Origin of the sequence: Candidatus Enterococcus ikei, from assembly GCF_017316105.1 — a bacterium.
GTDB lineage: Bacteria > Bacillota > Bacilli > Lactobacillales > Enterococcaceae > Enterococcus_L > Enterococcus_L ikei.
This window is the reverse complement of record NZ_JAFLWD010000042.1, coordinates 44,911-58,906: the sequence shown is the minus strand read 5'-3', so window position 1 is coordinate 58,906 and position 13,996 is coordinate 44,911. Positions and strand designations below refer to the sequence as shown.

Annotated in this window: 16 protein-coding genes; 2 read left to right on the top strand and 14 right to left on the bottom strand. The window is 36.0% G+C overall.

Features of this window, described 5'->3' with window-relative positions; genetic code table 11:
• Both JZO69_RS14960 and JZO69_RS14955 read left to right on the top strand, forming a co-directional pair.
• A partial coding sequence (locus tag JZO69_RS14960) for a DUF5776 domain-containing protein (protein WP_242586891.1) occupies positions 1-219 on the top strand: 219 nt, incomplete at its 5' end.
• 114 nt (positions 220-333) lie between these two features.
• Complete coding sequence (locus JZO69_RS14955; protein ID WP_207113624.1) at positions 334-1,965, top strand: ABC-F family ATP-binding cassette domain-containing protein; 1,632 nt, start codon at positions 334-336, stop codon at positions 1,963-1,965.
• Positions 1,966-2,112: 147 nt separating this feature from the next.
• Here the strand turns inward: JZO69_RS14955 and JZO69_RS14950 are convergent, their stop codons facing one another.
• The 14 genes from JZO69_RS14950 to JZO69_RS14885 form a co-directional block, all read right to left on the bottom strand.
• Entirely contained in the window at positions 2,113-2,787 is a 675-nt protein-coding gene (locus JZO69_RS14950) for an ImmA/IrrE family metallo-endopeptidase (protein ID WP_207113623.1), read from the bottom strand.
• Positions 2,788-3,001: 214 nt separating this feature from the next.
• The gene (locus tag JZO69_RS14945) at positions 3,002-3,745 is read right to left on the bottom strand and encodes a peptidoglycan amidohydrolase family protein (RefSeq protein ID WP_207113622.1); all 744 of its coding nucleotides are present in this window, start codon (positions 3,743-3,745) and stop codon (positions 3,002-3,004) included.
• Complete coding sequence (locus JZO69_RS14940) at positions 3,738-3,980, bottom strand: phage holin (protein WP_207113621.1); 243 nt, start codon at positions 3,978-3,980, stop codon at positions 3,738-3,740. Before JZO69_RS14940 ends, JZO69_RS14945 begins: the two co-directional genes overlap by 8 nt.
• Before the next feature lie 3 nt (positions 3,981-3,983).
• On the bottom strand, positions 3,984-4,313 hold the full coding sequence (locus JZO69_RS14935; protein WP_207113620.1) for a hypothetical protein: 330 nt from the start codon (positions 4,311-4,313) through the stop codon (positions 3,984-3,986).
• Positions 4,314-4,334: 21 nt separating this feature from the next.
• The gene (locus tag JZO69_RS14930; protein ID WP_207113619.1) at positions 4,335-6,116 is read right to left on the bottom strand and encodes a hypothetical protein; all 1,782 of its coding nucleotides are present in this window, start codon (positions 6,114-6,116) and stop codon (positions 4,335-4,337) included.
• Positions 6,094-6,585, bottom strand: a complete 492-nt coding sequence (locus JZO69_RS14925) for a hypothetical protein (RefSeq protein WP_207113618.1) — start codon at positions 6,583-6,585, stop codon at positions 6,094-6,096. The genes JZO69_RS14930 and JZO69_RS14925 overlap by 23 nt, the downstream gene beginning before the upstream one ends.
• Positions 6,575-6,766, bottom strand: a complete 192-nt coding sequence (locus JZO69_RS14920; protein WP_207113617.1) for a hypothetical protein — start codon at positions 6,764-6,766, stop codon at positions 6,575-6,577. Before JZO69_RS14920 ends, JZO69_RS14925 begins: the two co-directional genes overlap by 11 nt.
• A 4-nt stretch (positions 6,767-6,770) precedes the next feature.
• Complete coding sequence (locus JZO69_RS14915; RefSeq protein ID WP_242586889.1) at positions 6,771-7,433, bottom strand: hypothetical protein; 663 nt, start codon at positions 7,431-7,433, stop codon at positions 6,771-6,773.
• Entirely contained in the window at positions 7,433-10,012 is a 2,580-nt protein-coding gene (locus tag JZO69_RS14910; protein ID WP_207113616.1) for a phage tail tip lysozyme, read from the bottom strand. Before JZO69_RS14910 ends, JZO69_RS14915 begins: the two co-directional genes overlap by 1 nt.
• Positions 10,013-10,016: 4 nt before the next feature.
• On the bottom strand, positions 10,017-10,799 hold the full coding sequence (locus tag JZO69_RS14905; protein ID WP_207113615.1) for a hypothetical protein: 783 nt from the start codon (positions 10,797-10,799) through the stop codon (positions 10,017-10,019).
• Positions 10,800-10,801: 2 nt separating this feature from the next.
• On the bottom strand, positions 10,802-11,383 hold the full coding sequence (locus JZO69_RS14900) for a hypothetical protein (RefSeq protein ID WP_207113614.1): 582 nt from the start codon (positions 11,381-11,383) through the stop codon (positions 10,802-10,804).
• 54 nt (positions 11,384-11,437) lie between these two features.
• Positions 11,438-12,265, bottom strand: coding sequence for a hypothetical protein (locus JZO69_RS16695; protein ID WP_242586888.1), 828 nt, complete (start codon positions 12,263-12,265; stop codon positions 11,438-11,440).
• Between the two features lie 19 nt (positions 12,266-12,284).
• Complete coding sequence (locus JZO69_RS14890) at positions 12,285-13,367, bottom strand: hypothetical protein (RefSeq protein ID WP_207113613.1); 1,083 nt, start codon at positions 13,365-13,367, stop codon at positions 12,285-12,287.
• A 79-nt stretch (positions 13,368-13,446) separates the two neighbouring features.
• Complete coding sequence (locus JZO69_RS14885) at positions 13,447-13,935, bottom strand: hypothetical protein (protein WP_207113612.1); 489 nt, start codon at positions 13,933-13,935, stop codon at positions 13,447-13,449.
• Positions 13,936-13,996 lie beyond the last annotated feature (61 nt).

The following is a 13,996-nucleotide window of genomic DNA, read 5'->3' as shown; positions in this document are numbered from 1 at the left end:
ACTACTAATCCTGGCTTTGTAAAAATAATTACTGATGATTTTTACTATACTTCAACTGATTTTTCTACTCGATTAGAACCAATCACTTCAGGTAATATAGTTGAAGTTCTAGCTATTGAATTCTCTGACTGGGGCTATCCTCGCTTGAAATGTGAAAAAGGCTATTTATCGGCTAATAAAATTTATGTAGAAAAATTTGAAAATACAGAAGATAAATAGTTTTCTTTTCTCTAACTATTTATAAATATCAACAGATTTCCTTGAAAAATGTAGGTTTCCTCGCTATAATGCAGAGAGGTTTAACTATTATTATATATGAAGCGAGGAAATCTATTGATTACTGTAAATGATGTAAGTTTGCTATTTTCAGACCGCAAACTTTTTGATGATGTAAATATTAAATTCACACCTGGTAACTGTTATGGTTTGATCGGTGCTAATGGTGCTGGTAAATCAACATTCCTAAAGATTTTATCTGGCGATATTCAACCAACGACAGGAAATGTTGCTTTGGGACCAGATGAACGTTTGGCGATTTTGAAGCAAAATCACTTTGACTTTGAAGATAATACTGTTCTAGAAACAGTTATCATGGGTCACAAACGTTTGTATGAAGTAATGAAAGAAAAAGATGCTGTCTACATGAAAGAAGATTTCACTGATGAAGATGGAATCAAAGCTGCTGAGCTTGAAGGTGAATTTGCGGAGTTAAATGGTTGGGAAGCTGAACCAGAAGCAGCTGTCTTGCTGCAAGGTTTGAATATTCCTGAAAGTCTGCACGACCAAAAAATGAGTGAACTAACGGCTGGTCAAAAAGTCAAAGTCTTACTTGCACAATCTCTATTCGGTAAACCTGATGTTTTACTATTAGATGAGCCGACCAATGGTTTGGACACTCGTTCAATCAATTGGTTAGAAGAATTCTTGATCAACTTTGAAAACACGGTTATCGTCGTTTCCCATGACCGTCATTTCTTAAACAAAGTATGTACCCACATGGCCGATCTTGATTTCGGAAAGATCAAATTATATGTTGGGAACTATGATTTCTGGTTAGAATCAAGCCAATTAGCTGCTAAATTACAATCCAATGCGAATGCGAAAAAAGAAGAGCAAATCAAAGAGTTGCAAGACTTTATTGCTCGTTTCAGTGCCAACGCATCGAAATCAAAACAAGCAACTTCTCGTAAAAAAATGTTGGATAAAATCACATTAGATGATATTCAACCATCTTCACGTCGCTACCCATTTGTTGGATTTACTCCAGATAGAGAAATCGGAAATGATTTACTCCACGTGGAAAATGTTTCTGTAACGATCGATGGTAAGAAAATTTTAGATAATATTTCTTTCTCTTTAAATAATGTTGATAAAGTAGCTTTTATTGCAGACAATGATATCGTTACAACGACGTTATTTAAAGTAATCATGGGTGAAATCACGCCTGATACAGGTAGCGTACGTTGGGGTGTTACGACTACTCAAGCTTACTTACCAAAAGATAACAGCAAAGACTTTGATACTGATTTAACAATTTTAGATTGGTTACGTCAATTTGCAAGTAAAGAAGAAGATGATAATACGTTCTTACGTGGATTCTTAGGAAGAATGTTATTCTCTGGAGAAGACGTGCTGAAATCAGTTAACGTGCTTTCTGGGGGCGAAAAAGTTCGTGTAATGTTATCTAAATTAATGCTTTCTAAATCAAATGTACTTGTTTTAGATGATCCAACGAATCACCTGGATCTAGAATCAATCACTGCGTTGAATGATGGACTAATGGCATTTACTGGCGCAATTTTATTTGCATCACATGACCACCAATTTATTCAAACATTAGCAAATCGCATCATCGCTGTTTCTGACAAAGGTGTTGTCGATCGTGCGGATACAACGTATGATGAATTCTTGGAAAATAAAGATGTTCAAAAACAATTGGATGAATTGTTTTCTGGTGAGTATTAGCCTTAATTAAACAATATAATTAAATCTATAAAGTAGAACTTGGAGAACTATTTCTCAGCTACTTTATAGATTTTTTATTTGTGAGATGTATCAGTTGTTTTTGATTCTATCAACATTGTTATTTTAGTTTCTTAGTTTTTTCCTGCGTTAAAAAATTGGAATTAGATCTGCTTCCTTTAAGCAACACTCTAAATCAGCAGCAAGTGCATGCCCAGCAGCTTTTCCTCTACCATAAAATCCAAACTGGATATCATGTGCAAGCTTTTTAGATGCTGTAATAGACATTCCTAGATTCGACTGCATCATTTGAATCAAACGAACATAAAGTTTACTTTCAGAAATCCCAAAATGGTCAGATAGTTGAGTGAGATTCCAACCTTTTTTCAGAAAATGGATAAGCACACAATCTGGAATCAAGATAGCTGATGCACCAATATCAGCTTGAAATTCGCATAGATCTTTGTAATAAGAATGGTCTACTTTCTTTTGCATATCTACAAACATATTATTTATTTCATCTCTATGAAATAAATAGTGAATTATTTCACGACTAATTGCGAAATTTTTATTTTTATCATCTAAACGTTGATTATACACAATTGTTGTTTCCAAGTTATCTTGAACAAGCATTCCAGAAATTTGTTTACTTGCAATCCCTTCAAAATTAAACCCTCGGATTACTACTCCTAGAGATTGAACTGACTCCCAAACCTGTGAATAACTATATTCTTCAAAATTAATCCCATTATCAATCATAATCCTCGAGATATATTGATTTATCTTATTAGAAAAGTCAATATATTCATTTAAGTTTTTAACCATCTCCCTATCCCCCTAATTGTTTATTTTTTCTAACCTATATTAATCGAAAAAGTGAAAACCTTTTAGTACTTTCTCATATCATAATTCTATGCATAATTACCAACTACTTAAGATATCTATGACGTTTTCGATTTTATAAATTTCTTTTTGTAAACTAATTGTAATCCGAGTGTAATATTTTTGTAATCAGTCTTAAGACCTATTTTTCTATTTCTTAGTTAAAAAACCCAGTTCCCCAAGTTGTATTCGTTTTTCCATCATCAGGACCAACTGCAACATAACGACGAGTTCCTTGATTATTAGTATAGCTAATCCAGACATACCCATTACTATGAATATAGCCATCATAATTGATTCTCATACCACGTAAATAGTAGTCCAGAGCAGGACTAGCTTTATCATCTGGATTGGTGTCCTGGCTAACTGCTAATCGTCTATCCGGATAAAATGCGCCGTACATTGTAATTAATCCTGGTCGTTGCTCTTGAGGGTGTGGTTTTGAAACTGGGTTATTAGCTTCATTAGTGCCATAACGATAAATTGTGATAGCAGGACAGCCATTTAATTTCCAGATAGTATCATGATCATTGATCGTTATACCATTATAGCCATAGTTACAATGAATAATTGCATCTTGATTGTCTACAAAAATCCCTGTATGTCCCGCTGCACCTCCAGATGAGCCTTGATTGCCCCAAATAAAGATATCTCCTCTTTTAGCTGGATAATTGCCCGTTGCATCAGGTTGAATCTTTCTCCAACCTGATTTTTCAAGATGTGAAAACAGCGTATCTGTGTTCCCCATTGTCTGTGCTGGTATGAAACTGCCACTAATTAAAGCAAAATAAACTGCACTAGAACAATCATAACTATTTGGTCCTAATCTAGCATTCATTGAATAAGTGACTCTCCCTTTTCTTTCAGACATCCATTGAATCATCTTGTCTAAATTACCCATCCTTTTTCAACTCCTTCAAAAGATCGTCTGCTTTTATCGCAGCATGAGTAAAACTGTTATTTTTCCACCAGGTCATCCCTGTTGAAACGATTGTAAAAATCAAAGACACAGCTTGATAAATTGTATCTTCTACAATATCAAGTGTGCCTTTTCCCGTTATCGCTAAAATTTGATTTAGTAATGCCAAAACTAAAATGATCGTTCTAGCAATTGTATCTGAGGATATTTGTTTCATTTTTTATTGCCCCTTTCTAAATAAGGTTTTGATTCGTTCATCATGCTTGATGACGGTATCTTCGATCTCACCGATTTTTCCTTCATGGTCGTCTAAACGATCAACCACTTCAGAATAGCGTTCATGCAGCAACTTGGTTTCTTCGGCTACGTTTCTTGATAGATTAGTGATCGCTTCAGATAAGCCATCAAGATTGTGTTTCATCGGATCTGAGATATTATTTTTGATTGCTTCATAGGCTTTTTTGGCTATCCATATGATCCAAGCGCTAAAAGAACCTGAGATAGCAAGCAATGCTGCAATTTCTGCAATCGTAAATCCTAAAAATTTCATAACTCACCATCTTTTCAATTTTTATAGTGTTACATATGTCATATTAATAAAATGAGTATTTCCTACTCTGAAGTTGAATGCAGAACCAATAGAAACATCTGAAGTATTAACTAGCATAATATCACCATTTGTTTCGATGATGATTGCTGTATTGGCATAAATCGATGATCTTGTATTCTCTGTCACCATGTTAACAGCCATTCTAGACATTGGAAACAGCTCTGGATCTGACACTTTTCCAACTTTGAATTTGTCATTTTTTGAAAATATAAATGGTTTGATACTACTTAAATTCACGCTAAAAAATACTGTTTTATCTTGCTTGATGATATTTTTATCTTCAATAGCAAAATATTCAGTTTCTTCAAATGTAACTGCTTCTGATCTATCTACATACTTAGAAGAATCACTCACTTGGGGAGCTAGCAACTTAAATAATGGTTTAAGGTCTACTGTGTAAAATAATTCATTCACGCCATTTTTTATATAATAAAATTGTACGCTTGTTTTACTTTTTTCCGTACTTGTTCGATCAAATAATATCTTTCCACTAATACTTGTATCCTGTTGAGACAACGGAACTTTTGTATCAGCAAATATAACTTTGTAATTTTGAACATTATCTTTGACCGCTATATTAAATTCAAGTTGATTGTTTGTTAGGCTATCCAGTTCATAATATACGTTAGGATACGAAAAGTTTTTGACCCATTTACCATTCTGACGAATATACGTGTTGCCGTCTAAAGGAGCTTCTGGAAATACTGAAGTCAGTACGCCATTTTTGTCCATCGTAATCGTTTTTCCGTCTGGTTTTACAACGGGAATATCGATCTTCTCTTTGACTAATTCAACTATGTTTTCTGTATTTAAATTAGTAGTAACAGCATGTGTACCACTGCCACTGACCTCTAGATAGCCATCTGTATTTGTTATCTGTGTTGGTTTTCCATTGCTGTTGACACCCTTACTTAACTCTCGAATATATTCAATAATGTTAACTCCATCAATATCTGATCCTTTAATATATGCGAAATCATTAGGTGATGTAACCGTTAGATCTGGGATAATAATATTCTTAGTATAAATAGTCTCTCTCTCATTATTAAAAACTTCTATTTTAGCAAATTCGAGTGGATTATCCCCAAAATGAAACTCTAATATGGTCTGACCTGTTTCCTCATTATAGTTAACGTCTGGCATAATAATCCTCGATGTTGTGTTAAATTGAGCTTTCAGACCTTCTTGTTCATAATTCCCATCCATAACCAATTGAATAATGCTATCCTCTGAATTTTCTACTATATGAAACCCATAACTTTTGCCGCCGATTGCCGAAATGACATTTTTTTCAATGCTGATATTTTTGCCAGCTGTTAATTTTTCTTGTTTCTTTTCCCATCTGTTTTTTTCAGCAGAGGTAACATGCATCTCCGCGTTATTAACATGTTTAGCGATGGATTCACTGATTTCATTTATCCCGAGAGCTTCCCCTACTTCTGGTAAATTAAGATCAACTGAAAGGTTATTAGTTCCACTACCATTCACCGCTATCAACCCATCGCTATTTTCTAACAGCGTTGGTTGATTTCCTCCCGTACCACCTAGATTTAGCTGGATAAACTTTTTACCATCATGAGACAATACCCAAACACTATTATCTGGCAAAATATACGCATGGTCTCGATTAGCCTCTTTTATTTCAGATAAGCTATTAACTGGTACCTCCCAAAAGCCAAAATCACAAAATTCTGGGACCGCGGGCTGTTTTTCATTATCATTACAAATTTTTGGTTTCGTCATTATTTTCTCCTCCTTTAATAATGTCTGCAAAACATGCAGCGCATTCTGTTACCTCTACACCTAAAAATTGTGTTAGAGCTTTAATAAATAATTTATTTTTGGCTAAGGCTGCTGATAACAAATCTTCATCACTGTCGCTAGCTTGCCAAGCTTCAAAAGCTGTCATCATCGCAATAGCGAGATGTTTGACCGTACACCATTTTTCTTTATCCCCAGAACTTCCATATAACTCAAAAAGATACAGCATATCTGCACGTCGCACTTTTGCAAGGACAGTGATTTCTTCTTTATATTCCGTAATTTTTTGTAGCTGTGACTCCAATTCTGTTTCAAGATCGATCAAACCATTTTCCAATTCCGATACTCGTTTTTCTAATAGTGTTTTAGCATGCATTTCAGCACTCGCTATTTGAACAAAACTTCTGATCAAATCTTCAGCAATGCCATCCGTTGAATGTTTATTTTCCATTTTCATCACCAGCTTTCTTATGTTTTGCGATTTCCCGCAACATGGAATTTTTACTTTTTTGTTGTTCATATGCGATTGAATCACTTTCTGCTTTAAAAAGACTGATCACAGTTTGGTAGTCTTTAGGATGATTTAGTAAATGTTTTTGCATTTTTTGTGCTTGTTCATCGTGTTTATTCATATCATCACCTGTTTACATGGGAGTATTTCAAGTAGTTTACTAATGTTGCATTGAACACTCCTGTTCCTTTCAGCTCCACTTTTTTATAGCCTGGTGTCAGTATTGCTCCACGCTGCCAATTAGGCATCAAACCAGTAGCTTTAAGAAGATCATAGTTGGATAATCCTTTCATTGGAAATACGCCTTCACCATTGATCCAGGAGCCATTATATTGCGCTTTTAAATACGGTGTCACATCGATTCCTTCGATCCAAATTTCAAAATCAGAAACACTGCTGGTAAATAAAGATACCCCAGCATCTAATGAGTGAGTATGTGGTACCGTTGTATGATTATGTGGATTAGGGCTTACGTTATTTTGATTAATACCTAAACCTGTCCCGTTCACTTGAACAGCTGTCGAGCCTGTTGAGCCGTTACCGCCGATCGGCATAGCAAATGGCTGGATGATAATCTTAAATTCAAATCGTTCATAATAAATCAGATCTGGACTAACAGAGATATAAAAAACAGCAGGGTGATTCGTATCACCCTGCCGTGTAAATTCCATCCCATAAATATCCACCACTTGATTTCTTCTTTGAAGTTGGTCTTGCCGACTTTCAACCGTTCGATCAGCGATTCGTTCGGCCATTTTATTTAATGCTGAATCATACGTCATTTTCATTATTGACCACTCTCCCTGTCTACTTTTAAAAATTTCTCCAAAACAACACTATTTTGCTCGACACCACTTTGATCGATTGCATAATTAATACTAGTAATATAAAACCAATCATCCAGCTTAAGGATCTTTTTCATGTAATTGGAACACTCTTCAACCATCAACAACTGATTGTCATATAATAGTCGAACTTTATCCCCCACATTGATGTCTTCTGGCAACTCTTCTACAGTCAGCTCGATTTGGTAGGTACGTCTGGACTGTTTTAATTTTTTCACCGCGGCATCATAAGCTGTTTTAGCTGCTTTGGCACGGTCTTCATCAGTAATTTCTTTGTCATTTGTATTGAACGGGGCTAAATCATTGAATGAAAATGCTCCTTCGATCACCTTGGCAGATTCCAATGCAATACTCTCAGTATCGATTACGGAATACTCTATATTTCCATTAGGTGCCAACTTCGAAAATTGAATATAATCATATCCTCGTTCGTTATTGATTCCTTTTCTCAAAATCACCACTGGAAATTTAGGATTTTGACTAGCCTTATTTTCATAGATTTCTCTAAGGCTCATACTAGACATCCCAGAATCAGATTTTTCACCGTAAACCGTTGCAATATTCACAACATGATCAAAATTATGAGTGATTGTCGGCTCAGCAATGATTCGAATATTTTGCTTACCGCTAGGTTTTGTTGAAAAGATATACGATTTCTTTTCTCCGAAAGAACCAATTTCTAGTGCGCGACCAAAGTGAAAGCCAACTCGCCAGAAAAGATCTGGTGTCAATTCACAGGTTTTTGTTAATCCTTCCAGCTTGTTTTGCCGACTATATACATAATCGATCACACGCATAGCTGAATCCTGCCGATAATTCACATTCCAACCTGGATAACGGAAATCTAAGGTACTATAAATATCATTGACTGTTCGATTTTTCGCAGCTAGATTAGTGGAAACTTGCCGATATTCCCACTCAGAAACTACATGGGCTAAGTCGACAGATAACGTCTCATTCTCCTTATCTAACGTGTAGCCAGTCACAATACCGTGAAAGACTTTTCTGTTAATATACAGCTTTATTTCTTCACGTCCGTTGATCCATTCAGTGTATTCAATCGGTAAATTGAGTTGAGTAGTTGGGACATACATCAATTCGTTGCTCCAGCTGAGAGTATTCAGAATTTTAGTGCCGCGTTTGATGACTTTTCCGTTTTCTAAAATTTCAAAAAAGAATTTTGTATTACTTTTTGCATAAGGATCGATCTCAACATCAAAAGCCTGTTCAAAGATGATGATTTGGTCAAAAATCAGTTCATCATTAGCTGATTCATTCGTGCGGATTCCTTTGATATAAACAGCTGTTCCATTTGGTACTTTAATCTTAGCCTCAAAACCAGATTTTTCAACACCGATTACCTTAGGATATGCTTCTTTGACGTCTGGGCGGTCAATAGGAACGGTTTTAACACGACCTAATTCTTGATCTGTTTCAGCATTGATAAAAACAATATATTGATCCCCTTTATCTGAACTGAAATGCCAACCAGAAGCATGAATTTCTCCTTCTTTGATCCCTAAAAAGTCTAAAGAGCCCACATTCGTCATCGTTTCAAAGGTCTCTAATTCACCTAGATCAGAAGGTAATTTATTTAAAAAAGTATGCCAGCGTTTAGCCGCATCGAGTCTTCTTTGTAAATGTTCTGTACCAGCCCGTTCAAAATTTTTGAGAAAAGCCACTGTTGCTTGTTCCACATCAGAGGCATTCTTAAATCCTTCTACAGATTTTGGTTCAACAACACCAATCCATTGTCCATTGAACATACACCAATCGATTAATCTGGTTTGCACCTCAACACTTGTGTAATTTCCGTTAATACCTGCATGAGCCAGCAAACGCTGGACGTATTCTCGACCACTAGAGGTTGGACTACCTACTAATGGATATGCGGAACCATCCCACTGAACTAGTCCATACGCTGGACCTCCATGGGTTTGATCCGTATCAGGATTCATTGATCCGCCTGTTTCAACATCGATATTTCCCAATAAGCCAGCAATTGAAATCATATTATAACCAGATTTATTCAATAATTGGGCAATCGACCAAGCTCTACGCTCTTCTTCTGACGTTATTTCTGGCTCAGGTGTCGAACCACCACTAGAACCTTTGGGATTACGATAAAAAGTAGTCGGCGGATTTCCATTATAGCTACGTCTGGAGGCATGATTATCGACTGATATTCCATTTGCAAAGGAATTACAATGAATAATACTGGTACTATCAACGAATAGTCCAGCATGTCCTTCATCTCCTCCTGAAGCGCCTCTTATCCCCCATATAAAAACATCTCCTCGTTGCGGATTACTTACTTGCTGCCAACCTGCTCCTTCCAAATGCCCGAACAGAGTATCTGTATTTCCCATCGTACCAACAGAAAATACACCTGCGGCAATCAAGGCATAATAAACGGCTGAACTACAGTCATAACTATTTGGACCTAATCTAGCTGGTTGGCTATAGGTCGCTTTTCCTTTGCGCTGATCCATCCAATTGATTGCTGTTTCAATGCTTGACATAAACTCAGCCTCCTATCTTACTTTGTGCTTTCCATGTTCCGTTTTTGCGGATTTGATTTGCGCTTTTATTAGGTTTACCGTCGTCATTAAATAATGTTTTAGGAACATCGACCCATTTACCTGACTTACGAATCTGCCAAAAGCCACCTTTATTATCTAATGATTTCCATGTACCTTTTTTTCTAATCGCCATTGGGCGGTAATCATCGATGATATCCGCAAATCTGATGTAACTATAGGCAAGAGGAAACGTATCATCCCCATATATTGTTATTTTTAGCCAAGTGATATCAGTAGCATCAAAGGTATTCTTCGTTACCTCGTTGTACCAAGTTCCTCCAGAGCTATTTTGAGAATGTGCATTATTCCAACCTGTCATTGCATATAACGGTTGCGTGCCGTAATATCTCTTTTTCAACGTTTCCGTAAACGCATGTGTATATGGCGCACTTTCTGGATTTTCTGTCTTAGCTGATGTTTTGGCAACTATCAATTGCCAGTCATATTCTGTTGCTAAATTTCCTGCATAAACATAAGGTGTATAAACTCCTGTTGCAGCTTTTGTTCCGTAAGCTACGAGTGAAAGACGTAATCGATACAGATTACCACTGACATTTTCAGCAGTAACGCCTTCTCCGTATCCACTTGCTTTAGGAAAGCCCGGCGGATTACCCGGCATTGCGTTAAATGCTGCAGCTGTTGGTGCACCTGCAAGATAGACATCACCAGGAACCCCTGGATCATGTCCCCAACTACCACGTATTGGAGCAAAATTTTTTTCTGCCATACTTATTCACCCTCTTTTAATTCTGCTTTTAGTTCTTCCTTCAACTCTGCTTTTAACTGTTTCAATAAAGCCACATTGATTCCGCCAGCTAAATCATTTTCTGTTGATTTATTATTTGTTCGGATATAGTGAGCCCCATCAGGAGAACCACCAAACAAGTTGATATTCCCACCGGCGATCCCTTTCCCAGGAATAAAGCCACCTTCAAGGCCGCCTTCCCAAACTCCGATTTCTTTTAGTTTTTCAATGATCTTCAACAAGGCATCTAACATTTTTTCGATCAAATCCCATTGACCACAATCTGAGCAAATCAAGGCTTTGTTCATCAGTCGTTGGTTATTCAGAAAATCCTGAATAAATTCCTTGATATCACACATATCAACGGCTGGAAGTTCTTCGCCCAAATACCCTAATAAGCAGTCGTTCATATCGTTTAAATCCTCACAGTTATTATGCAAAACTGGTAATTTAGGATTCAATCCTGTATTTTTCTTCAAGCTTTTACACTCTTTATCTGTGATTCCATTTAAAACAAATTCGGGGTTGTCTACTTTTAATTTTTCGCACGCTTGGCAATCTGTCATTTTGTTTCATCCTCTCTTTTAACCATCTTGTATTTAATATGTTTCATTCCTTTTTTAGTATTCTGTTACAAATGTTCTCAGTGCTGGATTATCTTGTGATAATGACGTTGACAAGTTTTGAGTATTGGGATAGCTTGCTCCCAAATAGATCAGCTCAAGTGTATTTGGTCTTTCTGGGGACACATCCAATAAGAATCTCCCAAAAGTTCCATTTCCTAAAAAATATCCTGCTGAAAAAGAAGCAGAATACACGGTTAATTGATACCAGATATTTTCTGTGATACCCCAGCTTTGAGCAGTCTTTTTATCGACACTAGCTATAACATCCCCTGAACTCAGGTTGGTAACATTGTAGCCAACAATAGTTGGAGCAATCCATTCTATAGTAACTTGCGTCCCATCACAATTCTTTGTATCAATACGTTTATAATTTATTCCTGCATGCCGATCTGGGTGATGTGCACCATTATTCACTAAATGATAATGTTTCGGAAAATCATAATGATCCGTTTGCTGTTTAACTAACTGGTTACTGATCATACAAAGTTCATTCACTTTTTCTTCTAAATCGTGGATTTTTTTCCATTGTCCACATTCACTGCAAATCATAGCCTTTTGCATATTTTGTAAATTTGTCATCAATTCATCCGTATACTCTTTCCAATCGCAAGAAGCAACTGCTGGTAACTTGTCTTGATGAGCTCCTAATAAGCAGTCAAGTAAATCATTTAAATCTTCACAATTGTTGTGTAGTACTTTTAAATCTGAGTTTAATCCTGTATCATTTTGTAAACTTTTACATTCTTTATCTGTAATTCCGTTAATCATAAAATTGGGAGCATATTCTTTCAATGCTCCACATGCTGAACAATAATCAGACATTTAATCCATCTCCTTTTTTTTAAATCGTTAATCTGTCGACTTTGACATACACGCAAGTCATTTCGCAACAGTTATTGGTTTCTACAATGATGCCATTTGTTCCATGATGGACAGTGAAACCAAATGTATTGCCCATTGGTATGACAAGCTGATTGATGTTGATCGCCTTTTCTGAACAGCACTTATCTTCTAAATAATAAATCTCACCGTTAGCCGTCAATGTCAGCTGGCCGTTATATTCACCTAAAATCTGCATCTTGTTGCCATTTAAGGTAATGACTGGATCTTTCATTGCTCCAATCATGGTGATCGTGACCTTATCACTGTCCAGGATCGTGTCACTATAAAACTGCCCTGCAATAATGTCTTTACACGGCTCTGCCTTACAGATTTTATGTCCTAGCATTTTCTCTTCAGACCAAATCTTTTTCCCTGCCTCGCAGTTATAAATGATTTGATAGGTATCACCACATTGGCTATAAAAAGCGCTAGCAACTTCTTTTTTCAGTTCACAAAGTGAATTTTCACCAGTTAGAAATTCACATTCACAGACACATTTTGGACAGGATTCATGTTTCGTTTGACTGCAAGAAATACAACAATCTTGACACTCGTCGACTTCCTGAAAATCTAAACATTCCATAAAATTACAAGCTACATATGGTTTTAGGAAAACTTTTTTTGTATCTGCTTTATGCCAAATCCCTTCGTATAATACAAAGTCGATATCAATATTGACAACATGTCGTTCTGTTGAATAGGATTCACTGAAATCTTTGATGAAGGCATTCGTCCATAATAGCTGTTCGCCTTCAATAGCCCATAATTTTCCTGCTTTGACAATGTTCATAAAAACATAGTCTTTATAAAATTTCTTTTGATCACCACTCAATTTTCTTGTGTCGAGTTTTAGCGTCATGCTTAGTGATTGCTCCATGGAAAACTGCTGTTTGGCTTTAAAATTGGCGTAGCTTCCATGACCGAAGCTGTATTCTGTTGTGCCTGTTTTGAAGCCGCCGCTAAGATCTGCTGATTGCAGCATTTCGTAATTATCGATTACGAGGTCGTTGAATTGGATGTACTTTCTGTTTAATATTGTCATGGTTTCTCCTTTCTTTGGTTTGATTAGGTGTATAAAAAAGAACAAGAGCTTTATTTAGCTCTTGTTCTTTTTTATTATTTTATTTATTTTTTTGGTAGTACCATTGAGCAAAATCTAGAATTTCTTTATCAGAATAATCTAGACTTTTGAGGACTTCGGCTAAAGCATTAATATCGGTATTTGAATATGATGACTCTACTAACCTTCCTTTGCTCACATCATAGTGCAATGTCTCTTTTTTCTCACCGTCTACATTCCCTTTAAGAACAAGAGATGATTCGAGAACTTCATTGGTTTTATTACTAATTACAAAATCTAGTTCAAAATAATCATAGTCTATTCCTTTCTCTCTAGTAAACGATAGAATCTCACTGTATTGGTTAATTTCTACAGCTTTTTCTTCTAAATCTTCCTGTATTTCTTTCATCTTTTTATCTTTTTTAACCGATGTATTTTCCGTAGTTTGTTCCGTAGACGATGAATTTACTGACTTTTCTTTACTTGATCCGCACCCTGCAAAAACCAAAGATAAACTTAGTACCAATAACCCTAGTGCTATTTTCTTCATTATTTCCCTCCTAATGTAATAAATATAAATATTTTAGTTTATCATAGTTTATTTCTTTGGA